At 60.9% G+C, this 18,504-nt stretch carries 22 protein-coding genes; 10 read left to right on the forward strand and 12 right to left on the reverse strand.

Annotated features, from left to right (window positions below):
* The first annotated feature begins 26 nt into the window (after positions 1-26).
* On the forward strand, positions 27-1,847 hold the full coding sequence (locus tag ACIQUH_RS04185; RefSeq protein ID WP_400812774.1) for a methyl-accepting chemotaxis protein: 1,821 nt from the start codon (positions 27-29) through the stop codon (positions 1,845-1,847).
* 94 nt (positions 1,848-1,941) lie between these two features.
* Here ACIQUH_RS04185 and ACIQUH_RS04190 read toward each other — a convergent pair whose 3' ends face one another.
* From ACIQUH_RS04190 to ACIQUH_RS04205, 4 genes are all read right to left on the reverse strand, one after another.
* Entirely contained in the window at positions 1,942-2,727 is a 786-nt protein-coding gene (locus tag ACIQUH_RS04190; protein ID WP_400812775.1) for a L,D-transpeptidase, read from the reverse strand.
* 19 nt (positions 2,728-2,746) lie between these two features.
* Positions 2,747-3,802 carry a hypothetical protein gene (locus ACIQUH_RS04195; RefSeq protein ID WP_400812776.1) on the reverse strand — a complete coding sequence of 352 codons (1,056 nt, stop codon included), beginning with the start codon at positions 3,800-3,802 and terminating at the stop codon, positions 2,747-2,749.
* A gap of 174 nt (positions 3,803-3,976) precedes the next feature.
* Positions 3,977-4,762, reverse strand: coding sequence for an SDR family oxidoreductase (locus ACIQUH_RS04200; protein ID WP_400813013.1), 786 nt, complete (start codon positions 4,760-4,762; stop codon positions 3,977-3,979).
* Complete coding sequence (locus tag ACIQUH_RS04205; protein WP_400812777.1) at positions 4,759-5,142, reverse strand: hypothetical protein; 384 nt, start codon at positions 5,140-5,142, stop codon at positions 4,759-4,761. Before ACIQUH_RS04205 ends, ACIQUH_RS04200 begins: the two co-directional genes overlap by 4 nt.
* Positions 5,143-5,239: 97 nt before the next feature.
* On the opposite strand from ACIQUH_RS04205, the gene ACIQUH_RS04210 reads away from it, so the two are divergent.
* Positions 5,240-5,821: a DNA-3-methyladenine glycosylase gene (locus ACIQUH_RS04210; protein ID WP_400812778.1), complete on the forward strand. Its 582-nt coding sequence runs from the start codon at positions 5,240-5,242 to the stop codon at positions 5,819-5,821.
* Here ACIQUH_RS04210 and ACIQUH_RS04215 read toward each other — a convergent pair.
* From ACIQUH_RS04215 to ACIQUH_RS04225, 3 genes are all read right to left on the reverse strand, one after another.
* The gene (locus ACIQUH_RS04215; RefSeq protein ID WP_400812779.1) at positions 5,790-5,984 is read right to left on the reverse strand and encodes a hypothetical protein; all 195 of its coding nucleotides are present in this window, start codon (positions 5,982-5,984) and stop codon (positions 5,790-5,792) included. The two genes, ACIQUH_RS04210 and ACIQUH_RS04215, sit on opposite strands and share 32 nt — an antisense overlap.
* 230 nt (positions 5,985-6,214) lie before the next feature.
* On the reverse strand, positions 6,215-6,412 hold the full coding sequence (locus ACIQUH_RS04220) for a hypothetical protein (protein WP_279658870.1): 198 nt from the start codon (positions 6,410-6,412) through the stop codon (positions 6,215-6,217).
* Positions 6,413-6,585: 173 nt separating this feature from the next.
* Positions 6,586-7,599 (reverse strand): substrate-binding domain-containing protein, encoded by a 1,014-nt coding sequence (locus ACIQUH_RS04225; protein WP_400812780.1) that lies wholly within the window; start codon positions 7,597-7,599, stop codon positions 6,586-6,588.
* A gap of 267 nt (positions 7,600-7,866) precedes the next feature.
* Here ACIQUH_RS04225 and ACIQUH_RS04230 point away from each other — a divergent pair, with 267 nt between their 5' ends.
* The 6 genes from ACIQUH_RS04230 to ACIQUH_RS04255 all read left to right on the forward strand — a co-directional run bounded on the left by ACIQUH_RS04230 (position 7,867) and on the right by ACIQUH_RS04255 (position 13,939).
* The gene (locus tag ACIQUH_RS04230) at positions 7,867-9,132 is read left to right on the forward strand and encodes an ABC transporter substrate-binding protein (RefSeq protein ID WP_400812781.1); all 1,266 of its coding nucleotides are present in this window, start codon (positions 7,867-7,869) and stop codon (positions 9,130-9,132) included.
* 64 nt (positions 9,133-9,196) lie between these two features.
* Positions 9,197-10,171, forward strand: coding sequence for a carbohydrate ABC transporter permease (locus ACIQUH_RS04235; RefSeq protein WP_262518115.1), 975 nt, complete (start codon positions 9,197-9,199; stop codon positions 10,169-10,171).
* Positions 10,168-11,001, forward strand: coding sequence for a carbohydrate ABC transporter permease (locus ACIQUH_RS04240; RefSeq protein ID WP_400812782.1), 834 nt, complete (start codon positions 10,168-10,170; stop codon positions 10,999-11,001). The genes ACIQUH_RS04235 and ACIQUH_RS04240 overlap by 4 nt, the downstream gene beginning before the upstream one ends.
* A 10-nt stretch (positions 11,002-11,011) precedes the next feature.
* Positions 11,012-12,040 (forward strand): ABC transporter ATP-binding protein, encoded by a 1,029-nt coding sequence (locus ACIQUH_RS04245; protein WP_309580576.1) that lies wholly within the window; start codon positions 11,012-11,014, stop codon positions 12,038-12,040.
* 57 nt (positions 12,041-12,097) lie between these two features.
* Positions 12,098-12,883, forward strand: a complete 786-nt coding sequence (locus ACIQUH_RS04250) for a ThuA domain-containing protein (RefSeq protein ID WP_400812783.1) — start codon at positions 12,098-12,100, stop codon at positions 12,881-12,883.
* A 6-nt stretch (positions 12,884-12,889) separates the two neighbouring features.
* Positions 12,890-13,939, forward strand: coding sequence for a Gfo/Idh/MocA family protein (locus ACIQUH_RS04255; protein ID WP_400812784.1), 1,050 nt, complete (start codon positions 12,890-12,892; stop codon positions 13,937-13,939).
* Positions 13,940-14,117: 178 nt separating this feature from the next.
* On the opposite strand, the gene queE is transcribed toward ACIQUH_RS04255, so the two are convergent.
* The 3 genes from queE to queC are packed head-to-tail and all read right to left on the reverse strand — an operon-like array spanning position 14,118 to position 15,936.
* A complete protein-coding gene (gene queE, locus ACIQUH_RS04260; RefSeq protein ID WP_400812785.1) occupies positions 14,118-14,873 on the reverse strand; it encodes a 7-carboxy-7-deazaguanine synthase QueE in 756 nt (251 codons plus the stop codon).
* Positions 14,870-15,226: a 6-carboxytetrahydropterin synthase QueD gene (gene queD / locus ACIQUH_RS04265; protein ID WP_020811477.1), complete on the reverse strand. Its 357-nt coding sequence runs from the start codon at positions 15,224-15,226 to the stop codon at positions 14,870-14,872. Before queD ends, queE begins: the two co-directional genes overlap by 4 nt.
* Complete coding sequence (gene queC / locus ACIQUH_RS04270) at positions 15,226-15,936, reverse strand: 7-cyano-7-deazaguanine synthase QueC (RefSeq protein ID WP_400812786.1); 711 nt, start codon at positions 15,934-15,936, stop codon at positions 15,226-15,228. Before queC ends, queD begins: the two co-directional genes overlap by 1 nt.
* Positions 15,937-16,161: 225 nt before the next feature.
* Here queC and ACIQUH_RS04275 point away from each other — a divergent pair, with 225 nt between their 5' ends.
* On the forward strand, positions 16,162-16,299 hold the full coding sequence (locus tag ACIQUH_RS04275) for a hypothetical protein (RefSeq protein WP_269342821.1): 138 nt from the start codon (positions 16,162-16,164) through the stop codon (positions 16,297-16,299).
* Positions 16,292-16,462, forward strand: coding sequence for a hypothetical protein (locus ACIQUH_RS04280; RefSeq protein ID WP_400812787.1), 171 nt, complete (start codon positions 16,292-16,294; stop codon positions 16,460-16,462). The genes ACIQUH_RS04275 and ACIQUH_RS04280 overlap by 8 nt, the downstream gene beginning before the upstream one ends.
* A gap of 92 nt (positions 16,463-16,554) precedes the next feature.
* Here the strand turns inward: ACIQUH_RS04280 and ACIQUH_RS04285 are convergent, their stop codons facing one another.
* Together ACIQUH_RS04285 and ACIQUH_RS04290 are read right to left on the reverse strand one after the other, a co-directional pair.
* Complete coding sequence (locus ACIQUH_RS04285) at positions 16,555-17,688, reverse strand: Gfo/Idh/MocA family protein (RefSeq protein WP_400812788.1); 1,134 nt, start codon at positions 17,686-17,688, stop codon at positions 16,555-16,557.
* A 23-nt stretch (positions 17,689-17,711) separates the two neighbouring features.
* Entirely contained in the window at positions 17,712-18,476 is a 765-nt protein-coding gene (locus ACIQUH_RS04290) for a sugar phosphate isomerase/epimerase family protein (protein ID WP_400812789.1), read from the reverse strand.
* Positions 18,477-18,504: the final 28 nt, after the last annotated feature.

Here is an 18,504-nt window from a genome sequence, read left to right on the forward strand (position 1 = left end):
TATAACAATTGCGCGGGAACGTTCCAATGGCATCGATTCAGAAAAAGATAATATTGGCGAGCATTGCAATCTTTTCCATCACCGGCAGCGCCGCCGGTGTCGGCATATGGGCAGCGGAGACGCTTAACCGCAACAGCGAATATGTGGCGCTCTCGGCCGACGTGCTTCGCAACCACATGCAGGCGGACATGATGCATGACGCATTGCGGTCCGACGTCCTTGCCGCCATTCTTTCCGCCGATACCAGAATGGACCTCGACCTCAAGGCGGTTAAGGCCGATCTTGCCGAACACGAAGCCAGCTTCCGCGAGATGATCGAAACAAACAAGTCACTGTCGGCCGGCACCAATGTCAAATCCGTCATAGACGGCGTCGAAAAGCCGCTTCTTGCCTATATGGACGCCGCCAACGCCGTGGTCGGACTTGCCGGCTCCAGCCCCGAAGAGGCCATCAAGCTGATACCGGAATTCATGCAACAATTCTCCGCGCTCGAAAAAGCGATGGAAGCTGCAGGTGACCAGATTCAGGCGCTCTCGGACGCCGCATCGGCCGAAAGCGAAAAGACCAAGGCGGCGATCAATCTCATATTGAACGGACTTCTGGTTCTCGCAGCACTTTTCTCCGCCGGGCTTTTCCTTCTCACCCGCAAATCGATCATCCGTCCCATCCTGCAATTGGCACGGAATATGGAGGCTCTGGCGGGTGGCGATACGTCACAATCGCCCCCCAGCATCAACCGCAAGGACGAAATCGGCTCCATGTCAGGTGCTGTCGAGATTTTCCGGCAGGCGGCCATCGCCAACCGGGCGCTCGAGGAACAGGCGGCAGCGGCCCGCCGGCAGGCGGAAGCCGATCAGGAAGCGGCCCGCGGGCAGGCCGAGGAGGAGGCGTCTGAAAGACTGCGCATCGCAACTTCCGGCCTCGCAACCGGTCTCAAGCGGCTCGCCTCCGGCGATCTGGCCTTCCAGCTGAACGACGCCTTCGCCCCACAATTCGAGGCCCTGCGTCACGATTTCAACAGTTCGGTCCGGCAACTGGCCGAAACGCTCTTCGCCATTTCCGATGGTATCGGCACGATCGACGGCAGCAGCCGGGAAATTGCAGCCGGTGCCGGCGATCTTTCTCGCCGCACGGAGAATCAGGCCGCCTCCCTCGAACAGACGGCGGCGGCACTCGATGAGATTACGGTCAACGTCTCGAATGCCAACAAGCGCGCCGCCGAGGCGCGACTCGCCGCCACTGATGCCAATCACAGCGCCCTGAAATCGGTCGAGGTGGTAAGCCATGCCGAAGAAGCGATGCGCCGCATCGAGGCCTCGTCGCGGCAGATCACCGGCATCATCGGCGTCATTGACGAAATCGCCTTCCAGACCAATCTTCTGGCGCTGAATGCTGGGGTGGAGGCTGCACGTGCCGGCGAAAGCGGCAAGGGCTTTGCCGTGGTTGCGCAGGAGGTGCGCGATCTCGCCCAGCGCTCGGCAAAAGCCGCAAGCGAAATCCGCGACCATATCCGCCAGTCATCCGTGGAAGTGGAAAGCGGTGTGAAACTGGTTCTCGATACCGGCAGCGCGCTGAAGGATATCGGCGAACGCATCGCCGGAATCGACCGCCATATGAACGCCATCGCCACATCGGCCACTGAACAATCAACCGGTCTGGCGGAAATCAACGCGGCGGTGAACTCCATGGATCACGCGACCCAGCAGAATGCGGCCATGGTGGAACAATCCACCACCGCTTCGGCTACGCTTGCCGCGGAAACGGCAAAACTGCGCGCGCTGATCTCGCGTTTCCGCCTGGATAAGGAAACGGCCGGAAGTCAGGAGCAGCCACGCAGGGTGGCCTGACGGCTGTGAAGAGACGAGGATATCTCGTCCTCATGCAGGACTTCAGCCGGCACATACCCACGGCACGCCTGCGCCGTGGGTGAAGCTCCAGCGATCAATAAGCCTGCACGGGCTGCGACAGGCCGTCGCCGATCACGCCATTGCCATATTGCGCCACGGGCACACCGTCCTGGCCGATCGGCACACCCTGCTGGGCAGGGCCGAGCGCCGTCACCACAATCGGCGTACCGTCAGGCACGCGGTTATAGAGGTCAACGATATCCTGGTTCAGCAGGCGCACGCAGCCTGACGACACCGACTTGCCGATGGTCCACCATTCCGGCGAGCCGTGCAGACGGTAGATCGTATCCTTGCCATCCTTGAAGATATAGAGCGCACGCGCCCCGAGCGGGTTCTTGAGGCCCGGCTCCATGCCGCCATTGCGGCTGCTATAGGGCTCCAGTTCCGGCTGGCGCGCGATCATTTCGTCGGGCGGCGTCCAGCGCGGCCATTGCCGTTTATACTGGATCACGCCGCGGCCAGCCCATTCGAAACCTGCACGACCGAGACCGACGCCATAACGCATGGCCTGATTGTCCTCATAGGTCAGATAGAGGAAATGATTGGCGGTATCGACCACGATGACGCCGGGGCGCTCGCCGGTCGGGTTCGCCACCATCTGCCGCAGGAACTGGCGCGGAATCCGCTTGTAGGGAATTTCCGGCAATGGAAACTGCTCGTCCGGCTTGGGACCGTACATCAGCGCATACATCGGGTCTTCGGCAGGCGCCGCGGGCCGGGTGGCCTCACGCGCGGTTGTGTTGCAGCCCGCAAGGCCGGCAAGCGCCAGTCCGCCTGCTCCAAGCAGGAAACCCCGCCGGGTCGTCGTCGTCTCGTTCAATTGAAAAACCTCATTTACGTCATCTCACGCCGGCAAAGGGGTCTGCCAGCGCCGCCTCTGGGCGGCTGATAGGGTACTTCGTGCCAGAAACCTGCGATGCCATGACCTTGGCACCGCTGGATTTCAAAATAGCCCGGAAGCTCGGATGCATGCCGCCATCGACATAAGCGCTGACGGGGACCGAAGTTCCATCGCTCAACGCAGCGGCAAGTTTTTGTTGCTCTTCAGCCAGTTTCGACGCCACCAGCGGGTCCTGCTGATTGATGGCCGGCGGGCAGGCCGCCAGCGGATCGGCAGGTTCGCCTCCGGCAAATTCACTGTTGAAGACATAACGGCGGCCGCACACGGAAACTTTGGGCTGCCGGCGCGTCACCTCGAAATAGTCGTAGCCTTCCTTCAGCGTCTTCCAGAACGGCATGTTGGGATCGTCCCGATGCGCCACCATGTTCCTTGCGGTCATGCGGAACGGATAGGCCTGTACCTGAAAGCGGTCCTGTCCGCCCTGAAGCGCACGCGCGACGATGGCGTAAATCTCGCCCACCTGGGCGTCCGTCATGGCGTAGCAGCCGGAAGAGGAGCAGGCGCCATGCACCATCAGCGCCTCGCCGGTGTAACCGAGCGCCGATTCCAGCCGGTTGGGATAACCGAGATTGAAGGAGACGTAATATTGTGAGTTCGGGTTCAGCATGCCGGCCGAGACATGATAAAAACCTTCCGGCGCCTGCCGGTCGCCCGTCTTCATCTTGGGGCCGAGCTGTCCGGACCAGCGGCACATGGGATAGGCCTTGAGCAGCGCGTAATTTCCGGTCTTGTCGATCTTCCAGACCTCGAGCTCGCTTTCCTGCTTGAAAATGCGAACGAGAACCGGGCTTTCCGGGCGCATGCTTTTGGCCGACATCTGCGCCATCATCTTCGACGACAGTTTCGGCGGGTCCTTCTTGACGCTATCGAGCCCCATGGACGTGCACGCGGCGAGGCCGCCGCCGATCGCAACGATCGCGGCCATTCTTGCCCCTGCCCTTACCTTTTGCCGCAACCCCGCAACCGCGAAATCCAGCAACGCCTGCATGCCCATGGATCGTTCTGCCCGCCTGATTTGCCCGCCGTTCCGGCAGACGCTTAACTATCGAAGGTGGCCACAACACGGCAACCTCGCCCATGGACAAAGTCTCGTGAACAGACGTTACCCATTCGTTAATCATAAGGACACAAGCCTGTGATGGGTAGGCAATGAAAGCAGCGGCCACACTTATCGAAGCAGCCCCTGGCCGCCATCGATCCAAACCGGTGTGCCGGTAATGTGGCGGGATGCATCCGACGCCAGGAAACCGATCAGCGCGGCGACGTCGCCGCTCGTCCCGGCCACGCCGCCGGTCACCGGAATGTCGCCAGCCGGAAAACGGACGGGAACCTCCGTTTTCTCCCGCCCGCGTATGTCGGTATTTTCATCGATTGCCGTTTCGATTTCGCCGGGACACACCGCATTGACGCGGATACGGTGACGCCCCAGTTCCAGTGCCAGTTGCTGCGCCATGGCGAGTTGGCCGGCCTTCGTCACGGAATAGGCCGTAGCACCGGGCGACGTGAAGGTGCGCGTGCCGTTGATCGACGAAATGATGACGATGGATCCGCCGCCCGCCGCTTTCAGATGCGGCACGCTCACGTGAACGGTGAGATAGGTGCCGCGCAGGTTGATGCGGATCGTATCGTCCCATTCAGACGGCTTCAGTTCATCGACAGGCGCCCAGACGCCGTTGATGCCGGCATTGGCCACCACGACATCAAGCCGGCCGAAATCCTCAACCAGCGCTGCGACCGCGTGACGCATGGCCGCTTCATCCGCCACGTCGGCCACGAGCACCTTCGCAGAACCGGATGCGGCGCCTATGTCACGGGCAACATCGTTCAATTCCGATTCGGTGCGGCCCAACAGGCCGAGCGAAAAACCCTCCGCCGACAGATGAAGGGCGGCGGCGCGTCCGATACCGGAGCCTGCGCCGGTTACCAGAGCGACCTTGCGATTGGCCACCATCAGTGCCCTCCTTTTCGGGACGCTATGGACGTGACCGTCGCCGAGACGGGGTCACTTGCCGGAAAGCTGTCTTCCAGCCCCTCTTCCAGCTCTTCCTCCAGAATCTCGCGGTCCCGCGCGGTGCGGGCGCTCGCCTGCCCGTGCGGGACTTCATCCTGGGCCGTTCCGAGAGCGGAAAATTGCGCAGGCGCATCCGCACCATGGCGCGTTCCGAAGGCGGTCAGTTGCACCATCACGGCACTCGCGCGCTTGATGGCCTCGGCATCGTCGATCCCTTCGAGACCGTCGGCGAGACGAACCGAAACCTGATCACCGTCGCTGCCGACGAACTCGACGGAGATAACCCCGTTATTGCGTTTTACATAGGTCGTCGAAAGTTGCATGACATGCCCTCCGGCTTGGAAAGCACCGGTATGAATCCGATGCTGGAAAACGGTTAGAACCTGAATTCACAACGGCGGCAGAGCGGAAGGGTTCCAGATGGATCAGGCCTTTGGTCCGGAAATGCAGGAGAGTTTCTTCCTGCGGGATGCGGTGGACGTGGCCCGCGCCATCATTGGCGCGGAGTTCTGCATCGGCAACACCGGCGGTATCATCGTGGAAACCGAAGCCTATCATCCGGACGACCCCGCATCCCACAGTTTCAACGGGCAAACCCCGCGCAACAGGGCAATGTTCGGCCCGGCCGGCCGTCTTTATGTCTACCGGTCCTATGGCATTCACTGGTGCGCCAACTTTGTCTGCGCCCCAGGGTCCGCTGTGCTTTTACGCGCCATCGAACCCCTGACCGGTATAGACATGATGAAACTGCGCCGGGGAACTGACAAGCCGAAACTTCTCTGTTCAGGCCCGGGCAGGCTCTGTCAGGCGCTGGCCATTACGGGGGAGATGGACGGCGCGCCGTTGAACGCACCGCCGTTTTTTCTGCGGCTGCCGAAAGAGGCCGCCGCCATCACCATCGGCCGACGAATAGGCATCAGCCGCGCGACGGAATATCCGTGGCGCTTCGGGCTGAAGGGCTCGGCTTTCGTCAGCAAGAAATTCGAGAATGGAGAGGCGTGAAAGACGAGAGCACCTTCGGTGGCCCGTCATTTTCATCCGGGTTGGGTGTCGGCACCTCGTCCGGCAAGCGGTCGGGTTCCGGTTCTTCCACCGGCGGAATATCCGGCTGCGGCGGCACGGGCATCGGCTGATCGGGATAGGGTTCGACGGGAACGGCGGGCATCGCGGCCTCCTGATAAACACGCTTTGCCACAATTGACACAAGCTTGCGTTTTTATCTCGTGGGACAACGCCTTCGCGCCGTCGCCAATCAGGCGGCGCAACACCCAATTCGCCCATCGGTCAAATGCCGGTCAGGTCCCTTCGGTCCGATTGCGCCGCCCTGCGGGTCGTACAGGGAAAACGCGGGGACGGCCTGTCCGTTCCGTTTTTAAGGAAGGTTTTTGTGACGGCTCAGGCGAAACCGAGCGCGTTGCGGGAAATATCGCGATTTTCGCAATAATCGCGGGAATGGGCCTCATGACCATGCTCGCGGGCCGTCGAACGGGTGAGTTCCGGGCTTGGAACGTTGAGAAGCGCATCGGCATAGGTGCCGGTCGCCTCGACATCGTCGATCACAGTCTGCTGCTGCGGCTTTAAAAATTCAAACATCCGTCATCCTCCTTCGACGCATCCCCTCAACGCGCCGGCACGGGGCCTGTTCCATATGCCCGTGACTGTTCCGATTATACATGAGACTGGCTTAACGAATAGATGATGAAAGGCGAACGTCATCAACTGACGTTCACAAAATGGAGTGGAATCAGTGAGCTATGGTCCAAGGTTCAGGCTGGGCCGACCGATTCCCGCAAGATCAGTTCCACCGGCCACAATTCCTGAACCTCACGGACAGGACGGCCAGCGACGATCTGCAAAAGCAGGTCCGTGACCCGCATACCCGCCATGCGCATGGACGAGCGGGTGGTGGAAAGCGGCGGCATCATGCTTTCCGGCGTGAGGTAAGGAAACACGTCGTCATGGGCGATGACGGAGACATCCTTGCCGATCGTCAGCCCCATCTGCGTGGCGGCACGATAGACGCCCTGCGCCGTCATCATCGCACCCGCCACGAAGGCAGTCGGGCGCGGCGTCTGCTCCAGAAGCGAGCGGGCAAAGCGGAAGGCCGCCTCCTCGCTGAAGTGCTCACTCATCATGAAACGCGGATCGGGCGTAATGCCGTGGGTCGCCAGCGCATCGCGAAAACCCTGTTCACGATCCTGCACGAAGGTGCGGCCAACGGGACCGTTGATGAGGGCGATGCGCCTGTGCCCCCGCTCCAGAAAATGGATCGTCGGGCGATAGGTCACATCGTGATTGTCGATATCGAGCCACGCATGTTCGAAGGCCGTCTTTGAGCGGCCATGCACGATGAAAGGCACGCCCAGCCGGTTGAGCAGCGCGATGCGCTCATCTTCGGGGCGCGGCGAATGCACGATGATGCCATCCACCCGGCCGCTCGCCGCCAGCCGGCTGAAAATCGCCAGTTCCTCATCGAGATTATTGTCGACGGTGACGCTGACGAGAATGTCGGTCTCTTCGCGCTCCAGCCGGGTCGCCATGCCACCCATGAATTCCGAAAAGAAATGCCCGCCGCCAGAACGGCCCATGACAACGCCAATGGCGCCGGCCCTGCCGGTTGCCAGCCTGACGGCGTTGGCATTCGGCCGGTAGCCGTATTTCAGCGCAGCCTCCATCACCCGCCGGCGCGTTTCCTCGCGCACCTCGGGGTAGCCGCCCAGCGCCCGGCTGACGGTGGTGGGCGAGAGCCCGACCTTTTCTGCAAATTCCTTGAGCTTCATGTTTTTTGCCAATTTGCCCCTGCATGCGTCGCCGCCGCGGATTTTTCAAGCCGACAAAATTGAAAACGATTTCAATTTTCCTCCACCTGAAACCTTATAGTTGATCAATAGGAATAGCAAACGCCGAAAAATTGCAGGCGAAAACAGCCGATTTCCGGGGGATTAGAAAGAGTATTGACAGATCGTTCGGCTTTTGAGAGCCTCACGCCAGTCAAAAGCGCTTTCAATTTTGAGGATAATCGGAAGCGTCAACGGAGGAGTTTGACAATGAATATTTCCATGAAGACTTTGTTCCTGTGCGGAACCGTGTTTTCCGCCGCCATTTCGGCTCAGGCGGCCGAACTTTCCATCGCCGCCAATTCGACCGGAAAGAACGTCGCGTTCTTCCGCGAACGCATCGCCGCTTTCGAGAAAGAGACCGGTCATAAGGTCAATCTCGTCACCATGCCGTCATCATCAAGCGAACAGTTCAGCCAGTACCGGCTGTGGCTTGCGGCCGGCAACAAGGATGTCGACGTCTACCAGACGGACGTGATCTGGGCGCCGCAGCTGGCAGACCAGTTCGTGGATCTGACCGCAGCGACCAAAGATGTCATCGGCGATCATTTCCCCTCCATCGTCGCCTCGCAGACGGTTGATGGCAAGCTCGTCGCCATGCCGATGTTCACCGACGCGCCGGCGCTGTTCTACCGCAAGGACCTTCTGGAAAAATACGGCAAGCAGCCGCCGAAAACCTGGAAGGAACTGAGCGAGACCGCCAAGGAAATTCAGGACAAGGAACGCGAAGGCGGACAGAAGGACCTCTGGGGCTTCGTTTTCCAGGGCAGCGCCTATGAGGGCCTGACCTGCAACGCTCTGGAATGGATCGCATCCGCCGGCGGCGGCCATATCGTCGAGACCAATGGCGACATCTCCGTCAACAATGAAAAGGCGGCAGCCGCTATCGAAACCGCCAAGGGCTGGGTCGGCACCATCGCGCCGCAGGGCGTGCTCGCCTACAAGGAAGAGGAAGCGCGCGGCGTCTGGCAGACCGGCAATTCCGTCTTCATGCGCAACTGGCCCTATGCCTATGCGCTTGGAAACGGCGCAGACAGCGCCATCAAGGACAAATTTGGCGTCACGCCGCTGCCGGCAGGCGAAGAAGGTGCAGCCCCTGCCTCCACACTTGGCGGCTGGAACCTTGCCGTTTCGAAATATTCCGACGACCAGGAAGCCGCCATTCAGCTCGTGAAGTTCCTGGCATCGAAGGACACCCAGAAGCTGCGCGCAATCCAGCTTTCCAACATGCCGACGATCGCTTCGCTCTACGATGACAAGGATGTCGCAACGGCCCAGCCCTTCATGCCGACATGGAAGCCGATCTTCGAGACCGCTGTTCCGCGTCCCTCCGCCTCGGCCAAGGTGAAATATAACGAGGTTTCGGCCAAGTTCTGGGGCGCCGTGCACAACACGCTCTCCGGCAACGGCACGGCGGCGGAAAATCTCGAACTTCTCGAGGTTGAACTGACCGATCTCAAAGGCAACGGCTGGTAATCCGGCCCGCGCGGGAGGCGGTCTCGCCTGATCGTTTCCCGCGCCCCAACCGCGAGATATCCCCATGAACGACATCGCCCTTCAAAGACCGGTCGCGGCAGCCGGCACCGGCTCCGATCTGCAGTCCGAACGACTGAAATCCGCCTGGCTGTTTCTTGCCCCCACATTTCTGGTGCTGGCGCTGGTGGCGGGCTGGCCGCTGGTGCGCACCGTCTGGTTCAGCCTCACCGACGCTTCGCTCACCAATCTCGAGGGTGCGCAGTTCGTCGGCCTCAAGAACTACCTCACCTGGATTACGCTCAGCAGCGGCCGCACCATCTATCGCGGCCTGCTTGCCGATCCCGCATGGTGGGGGGCGGTTCTCAATACGCTGAAATTCACCGTCGTCTCCGTCAGCCTCGAAACGGTACTCGGCCTCATCGTCGCGCTGGTGCTGAATGCCGAATTTAGGGGACGCGGCCTCGTGCGCGCCGCCATTCTCGTGCCGTGGGCCATTCCGACCATCGTCTCGGCGCAGATGTGGGCGTGGATGCTGAACGACCAGTTCGGCATCCTGAACGACCTGTTCCTCAATCTCGGGCTGATCTCCAACAAGATCGCCTGGACCGCCAATCCTGAAACCGCGATGGTGGCCGTGCTGATCGTCGACATCTGGAAGACGACGCCATTCATGGCGCTGCTCATCCTTGCCGGCCTGCAGATGGTGCCGAAGGACATGTATGAGGCAGCCAAGGTGGATGGCATTCATCCGGTCAAGGTGTTCTTCCGCGTCACCCTGCCGATGATCCGGCCGGCGCTGATGGTCGCCGTCATCTTCCGCATGCTGGATGCGATGCGCGTCTTCGACCTCATCTACATCCTGACGCCGAATAATGCCCAGACCCGCACCATGTCGGTTCTGGCGCGCGAGAACCTGTTCGATTTCGACAAGTTCTCCTATGGCGCCGCCGCCTCCACCATGCTGTTCCTCATCATCGCCTCGATCACGGTCATCTACATGTGGCTCGGGCGCGTCAACACCGATGGAGCCGCGCGATGACCCTGCCAAGCATCCTGAAAGCCACCGTCTTCTATGCGCTGGTCGCCATCATCATGGTGATTTCGGTATTCCCGTTTTACTACGCGATCCTGACAAGCCTGAAATCCGGCTCGGCGCTGTTCCAGGTCAATTATTGGCCGCGTGACTTCTCGCTGACCAATTACAGCTTCGTCATCGGCAACGGCACGTTCCTGCGCAATCTCGGCAATTCGCTGTTTGTCGCATCTTCCGTTGTCATACTCTCGCTGTTCCTTGCGGTAACGGCGTCCTATGCTCTCGCCCGCGTCCGCTTCCGTGGCCGCGCGCTGCTGCTGCTCACCATCCTGTCGGTTTCGATGTTCCCACAGATCGCCGTGCTCGCCGGCCTGTTCGAACTGATCCGCTGGGCGGGCATCTTCAACACGCCGCTGGCGCTGATCTTTTCCTACATGATCTTCACCCTGCCCTTCACGGTCTGGGTGCTGACAACCTTCATGCGCGACCTGCCGATCGAGATCGAGGAAGCGGCCATCGTCGATGGCGCGACGCCCTGGGTCATCATCACCCAGGTGTTCATGCCGCTGATGTGGCCGGCGCTCGTCACCACAGGGCTTCTCGCCTTCATCGCGGCGTGGAACGAATTCCTCTTCGCGCTCACCTTCACCTCATCGAACGAGCAGCGCACGGTGCCTGTCGCCATCGCGCTGCTGTCTGGCGGCTCGCAGTTCGAAATCCCCTGGGGAACGATCATGGCGGCCTCCGTCATCGTCACCGCCCCGCTCGTCGTCCTCGTTCTGATCTTCCAGCGACGCATCATCTCCGGCCTTACCGCCGGCGGCGTCAAAGGCTAGGAGAAACATCATGACCACCATTCAACTGCGCGATCTTCGCAAATCCTTCGGCGCCTTCGACGTCATCAAGGGCATCGACATGGACATCCGCTCCGGCGAATTCATGGTCTTCGTCGGCCCTTCCGGCTGCGGCAAGTCCACGCTTCTGCGCCTCATCTGCGGGCTGGAGGAAATTTCCGGCGGCACGCTTTCCTTCGATGGCGAGACGGTGAACCGCCTGCCGCCCGCCAAGCGCGGCGTCGCCATGGTCTTCCAGTCCTATGCGCTTTATCCGCACATGACCGTGTTCGAAAACATGGCTTTCGGCATGAAACTCTCAGGCGCGGACAAGGAACAGCGCAGGAAGCGCGTCGAAGCGGCAGCCGAAATGCTGCAACTCACGCCCTATCTGGAGCGCCTGCCAAAGCAGCTTTCCGGCGGCCAGCGCCAGCGTGTCGCCATCGGCCGCGCCATCGTGCGCGATCCGAAGGTGTTCCTGTTCGACGAGCCGCTTTCCAACCTCGACGCGGCATTGCGCGTTGCCACGCGTCTGGAAATCGCCAAGCTGCACCGCTCGATGCATGACACGACGATGATCTACGTCACGCACGACCAGGTGGAAGCGATGACGCTCGCCGACCGCATCTGCGTGCTGCGTGACGGTCGTGTCGAGCAGATCGGCACACCGCTGGAGCTTTACGAAAGTCCGGTCAACACCTTCGTCGCCGGCTTCATCGGCTCGCCGAAGATGAACTTCCTGTCAGGCAAATATGCCGAGACGGAAGGCGCAAAAACCATCGGCATCCGCCCGGAGCACATCACTATCACCACCGACGGCAGCGGCTGGAGCGGTGAGATCGTGCATTCGGAAATGCTCGGGTCGGACAGCTACATCTATGTCGAGATCGGCGCCGGTGAACCCGTCGTCGTTCGCGAGGAAGGCGTGACCGACCGCAAGGCGGGCGAGCGTATCGCCCTCGTGGCGGATGCCGCGCAGATCCATCGTTTTGACGCCGAAGGCCGGGCGCTTGCCCGCAACCCCGCCCGGGGCGCTGCCTGAAAATTCAACTTTCGCCGGGATCACCCAAGGTCCCGGCTTTCACCGAGGAGCATGAAAATGACCATCAACACCGTTGTATGGGGCGAAAATATCCACGAACACATCAATGAGACGGTGCGTTCGATCTATCCAAACGGCATGCACAACACCATCGCCGATGCGCTGAACCAGAACCCCGAGATCAACGCCACCACCGCCACCCTTCAGGAACCGGAACACGGCCTGTCGCAGGATCGCCTCGACAAGACCGATGTGCTGGTCTGGTGGGGCCACAAGGACCATGGCGCGGTGCAGGACGAGATCGTCGAGCGCGTCGCCAAACGCGTCTGGGAAGGCATGGGCCTCATCGTCCTGCATTCCGGCCACTTCTCCAAGCCGTTCAAGCGGCTGATGGGCACGCCCTGCGCGCTGAAATGGCGTGAGGCGGGTGAACGCGAGCGTCTGTGGACCATCAATCCGCGCCACCCGATTGCCGCCGGTCTGCCTGAGCATTTCGAGCTGGAAAACGAGGAAATGTACGGCGAGCAGTTCTCCGTGCCGGAGCCGCTGGAAACCGTGTTCATCTCCTGGTTCCAGGGCGGCGAAGTCTTCCGTTCCGGCCTCACCTGGCGTCGCGGCGCCGGCAATATCTTCTATTTCCGCCCCGGCCACGAGACCTATCCCACCTATCACGATGCCAATGTCCAGAAGGTCATCAGCAACTCGGTGACATGGGCCTATAATCCGGTTGGCGCACTGAAGAGCATTCACGATGCCCCCAATGTTCCCGTCGACAAGGCGCTGGAGCCGATCGAAGAACGCGGCCCCAAGCTGCACAAGGCAGGCGAAGCAGGTTACAGGTAAAAAGCCATGAGACTTCTCATTCTCGGAACCGGCGGCATGGCCAACAACCATGCCACCTATTTCTCGCAAATCCCCGGCGTCGAACTGGTCGCGGCGGTGGATGTGGACGATGTGGTGGTGCGCGGCTTTGCGCTCCGCCACAACATCCCGCTCTCCTTCACCTCGCTGGATGACGCCATTGCCTGGGGTGAATTCGATGCGGCGGCGAATGTCACGCCGGATGCCATCCACCACCCCACCAGCCTGAAACTGCTGGCGGCCGGCAAGCATGTCTTCTGCGAAAAGCCGCTGGCGGAAAACTACGCCAAGGCCGCCGAAATGGCCGATGCCGCCGAAAAAGCCGGCCTCGTCGCCATGGTCAACCTAACCTATCGCAACGTCGCCCCCTTGCAGGCGGCGCGTGAGATGGTGATGGCAGGCAAGATCGGCAAGGTGCGGCATCTGGAAGCCTCCTATCTCCAGAGCTGGCTGGTTTCCAAGGCCTGGGGCGACTGGATGACGGAGAGCAAGTGGCTGTGGCGGCTTTCCACCAAGCATGGCTCGAACGGCGTGCTGGGCGATGTCGGCATCCACATTCTCGACTTCGCCTCCTATGGCGCGGGTAGCGATGTGGAACGCATCTTCACGCGGCTGAAGACTTTCGACAAATATGAGGGTAACAAAATCGGCGTCTACGACCTCGACGCCAATGACAGCTTCACCATGACCGCCGAACTGGAAAACGGCGCCATGGGCGTCATCCATGCCAGCCGCTGGGCGACCGGGCACTTGAACGAGCTCCGCCTGCGCATCCATGGCGACAAGGGTGCGCTGGAAGTCATCCACACGCCCGACTATTCCAGCCTGCGTGCCTGCATCGGCGAAGATGTAGAGAAGGCGATCTGGAAGACGATCGATGTCGACCCCGTGCCGACGAATTACGAAAAATTCGCCAAGGTGGTGATGGAAGGCGGCGTTGCCGATCCGGACTTCCGCCACGCGGCCAATCTGCAGAAGGTGCTCGACCTGTCGATCATCGCGGATCGGGAGAGGCGCGAGCTGGCCGTTTCGGCTTGAGTTCAGGAGAGCGGCGGCGGAAGCCGCCGCTAGGGAGGGGTGATGTTCCTCCACGTCCCCCTGCCCAATCGACGTCATCCTCGGGCTTGACCCGAGGATCCATATCCTTCAACGGCGTGTGGATCCTCGCCTCAAGAGCGAGGATGACGTCGAAATGTTTTTGCCAAATACCTGCAGCTCAAACCCCGCGCTTGTTCCCCCACAACAGCACATGCAGCTGCGGCAACACCCGCGCCGAAAACCAGCGGTCTTCGCTGACCTTGTCAACCAGCCACAACATCCGGTCCATCACCCCGTCGATATCCACGCGCGCATCGTCATCATCGGGCGGCGGCGGGGTATGGTTGCCAGGCTGGAGATAGACGGACAGATGCGGGAAGCGCGCGGATGCCGCCTTGGCATAGGCATAATCCGCATCGTCGAACACCACGATCTTCAGCGCCACCTGCGGCCCCTCGCCGGCGGCGGCAAGACAGTCCTCGAAAGCCCGCCAGTCCGTTTCCATGCCGCTTGATGGCGGCTTGGGGCTCAGAACCAGATGGTCAAGATCGGCAAACCAGTCTTTGGCGATACTGCCCTGCGTTTCCAGCGCGAAGCGATACCCCTCGCTTTGCCCCTTGGCGATCAAGGCTCCGAGCGGCTGGATGGCCGGATTGCCGCCTGACAGTGAGACGGTCAGCGGCACGCCGTCGGAAAGCCGCCGCACCTCCTGCCAGATCGCCTCGACCGGCATCGGTTTCCACGTGTCGCGGTAATCGCTGTCGACCGCATGCAGCGTATCGCACCAGGAACAGCGGTAATCGCAGCCGCCGGTACGCACGAAAACGGTCGGCAGACCGATCAGTAAACCTTCGCCCTGAATGGTCGGTCCGAAGATTTCGCTGATGCGGATCGTGGTTTCCTTCGCTGCAATCTTGTGTGCAGCCGCCGTCATGGCCGGTATTCCGCCCAGGTCTTGGCGGTTTCGCTGACCCGCACGGCGCTGGTTTCCGGCAGGCGGTCCTTGCACCAGTCATAGAAATGTTTGGCGAGGCACTCCGCCGTCACCCGGTCATGGCCGAGAACGTCGTTCAGGTGGCGATGATCGAAATGATCGTCGATATAACGCTTCAGCGGCGCAAGCTCGTGATAGTCGCGCACGAAACCGTGCTCGTTCAGTGCTTCGCCCGCGAGCTCGATCTCGACAATGTAATTATGCCCGTGCAGGCGGTTGCACTGGTGATCCGACGGCAGGCTTTTCAGCTGATGCGAGGCGGAGAAGTGAAATTCCTTGGTAATGCGGAACATCAGCGCACCTCCTGCGCCGCATAGGCATGGGTGGCCGCCACCCAGAAATCCGGGTCCTCATAATCGGTCGGATCGGTGACACCGGCCAGATGAAAGGCCTCGCGCCGCTCCACGCAGGTGCCGCAGCGGCCGCAATGGGTAAGACCGCCCTTGTAACAGGACCATGTTTCGCCAAACGGCGTGCCGTATTTCACGCCATCGGTCACGATCGCCGCCTTGGAAACGGTGACATAGGGCGCAAAGAGCTTGACGTCGGCGTAGCCCTCAAGAGCATGCGCCTGCATGGCGTTGAAGCTGTCGATGAAACCCGGCCGGCAATCGGGGTAGATGAAATGATCGCCGCCATGCACGGCAATCGCCACGGCATCCGCCTGCTGCGCGGCAGCCAGCCCGAAGGCGATGGTGAGCATGATGGCGTTGCGGTTCGGCACCACGGTGGAGCGCATGGTCTCTTCCGCATAATGTCCGTCCGGCACCTCAACGTCGTCGGTAAGCGCCGAACCGGTCAGATGTGCGCCGATGGTTCTGATGTCGATGACATGATGCGGCACGCCGAGCCGTTTGGCGCAATCGGCAGCGAAATCCAGCTCCTTCTTGTGGCGCTGGCCATAATCGAAAGAGGCGAGAGCGAGAAGTTCATGTTCCGCCGCGATTTTATGCGCAAGCGAAACGGAGTCCAATCCGCCGGAGCAGATGACGATGGTTTTCATAATTTGGGATCCCTTGTTTTGACCGGGTGGGCTGCGACCGGATTTACAGGGGGCGGCTTTAAACCAAAGCGGCGGGCTTGTGAAGGGCCTTGCGCATATGCAGCCAAGCCGCGCCATCACGAAAATGCCCCGCGACAGCAACAAGACGAAACAAACGGGACATAAGCGGGAAACCGGGACGATCTAGAACGATGCGGAATTTGCTGTTCTTGAAGGGTCTTGCCAATGGTGGCGGCTGATACATTCCTGTTTTCGCTGAGCAACCTCAGCTCTCTTGGCGCCGGCCTGCTGATGGCGATGGCGGGCATGCTTTACGTCACGCTCACCATTCGTGGGCTGGTTGCCGCCCTTCGCCATGGATAAGGCCCTCGACACAAAACGCCACCGGTTCAGGCGCAATCTCACCACCGCGCTCTTCGTCGCCGCGGCGGCGCTTGTCGCAGCGGTCGGCATAGCCCCGTTCGTTTTCCTGATCTGGATGATCAGGACCGTGGCGCGCTGGCTCGGCCTTTTTATTGGAATTTGAAGGTTCCATGAACCCGCGACGCTCGCCGTAGCCGGCTGAGCGGAAAGGCCCGGCGGACTGGCAGTGCGCCGGGCCTTTTATTGTAAACAGGCTCAGCGCAGCAGCGCCTGCGCCTCCTCAATGCCGAGTGCGGCCGGCTGGGTGCAGGTCGTTCTCATCTCGATGAAACGGCCTTCCTCGCCGGACTTCAGGATCGAGGTCATCACGTCGATGCCGTGCAGCGAGCGGTCCAGCGAGCAGCGGGCATCACGGCCTTCCAGAAGCGCAATCGCCATATCGGCAAGACCCGCCGTGCGGTAATTGGCGCGCGGACCGTTCGGGCTTTCCTGATTGGCTATGCCGAAGGGATGCGCCCAGTCCTCCAGCGGCTGGATATTCTTGTCGCGGCCGCTCGCTTCCACCACACCGCCGAAGAAGTTCGGATCCGGCACGTAGATCGAGCCTTCCGTGCCGTAGAGTTCCATATTGGCGTGGCGATGCGACCACACATCCCAGCTGGCCGAAAGCGTGATCGTCGCGCCGTTCACGAATTCCAGCAGGGCGTGGATATTGGTCGGCGTTTCAACGGGGATGACCTCACCGTTCAGCGGCTGGCTGGTCACCGTGCGGGTGGGGTTCGCCATCGAGGTCAGCGCACCGACGCGTTTGACCGGGCCGAGGAGATTGATGAGGTTGGCGATATAATAGGGGCCGAGATCGAGGATCGGCCCGCCGCCCTTCAGGAAGAAGAAGCCCGGATTGGGATGCCACATCTCCATGCCGGGGCTCATGACATGGCAGGTGCCTGAGGTGATGCGCCCGACCTTGCCGTCATCGATATATTGCCGGGCGAGCTGATGCGCCCCGCCGAGGAACGTATCCGGCGCGCAGCCGACGGACAGCTTCTTCTCGCGGGCGATGCGCCGCAGTTCCTCACCCTCTTCCAGCGACAGGACGAGTGGTTTTTCCGAATAGACGTGTTTTCCCGCCTCGAGCGCTGCTTTCGACACCGGGAAATGCGCGGCGGGGATGGTGAGGTTCACCACCACGTCAATGTCCTTGTTGGCAAGCAGTTCCTCGATGGACTGCGCGACAACACCGAATTCTTCCGCCCTCAGTTCCGCCGCATTGCGGTTGAGGTCGGCGCAGGCCAGCACCTTGATGCCCTTGAAGAGCGGTGCCAGCGAGAAATAAGCAGACGAGATATTGCCGCATCCGATGATGCCGACGCCAAGATCTCTGGCCATGATGAAACTCCGAAATGTGAGACTTAGTAGGTTTTGAACGATGCGATCGAGCGGGTGATCAGCCGGTCGATATCCTTCGGGTTGTCGTGCTCGACCACGAAATGTTTCGTGGCGGATTTCGCTTTCAGCGCCGCGACGAGGCCCTTCCAGTCCACCGTGCCGTGGCCGACATCGGCCCAGCCGTCTTCATCCGCATTCTCGCCTGATGGTGCGATGTCCTTCACATGCACGGCGGTGATGCGCTGGCCGTAGCTTTCGATCCAGGCGAGCGGATCGGCATTGCCCCTGATAATCCAGGCGATATCCGCTTCCCATTTCAGGTCCGGTCCGCCGGCAAGAATCTGCTCCTGCGGGGTGGAACCATCGGCGAGCGCCTTGAATTCGAAATCGTGATTGTGCCAGCCGAAGACCAGCCCGGCATCCACGAAAGGCTTGCCGGCTTCCTGCAGGCGCTTGCCGAAGGCAAACCAGCCCGCCGCATCCGTCGGGCGCTGGTCGGGCATCAGGTAGGGGCAATAGATCGCCTCCACGCCCAGAACACTCGCAATATTCAACGCCTTTTTCGGGTCACCTTCAAGAAGGTCGAGGCCGAAATGACCGGTCGGCATGGAAAGGCCATTGGCATCGAGTTCGGCGCGCAGACCCTTCAATCCGGCATCATCCAGCGACGCATATATGGCGCCGTAACCTTCGACCTGTTTGTAACCCGCCGCCGAGAGCTTCTTCAGAATATTGGAAAAAGGCTGGAAATTGCGGGCGCTGTAAAGCTGAAAACCGAGTTCTGTCATTGTCTCCTCCATAGAGATGTGGGTCTTG

Origin of the sequence: Agrobacterium sp. NPDC090283 (assembly GCF_044769685.1) — a bacterium.
Taxonomy (GTDB): Bacteria; Pseudomonadota; Alphaproteobacteria; order Rhizobiales; family Rhizobiaceae; genus Agrobacterium.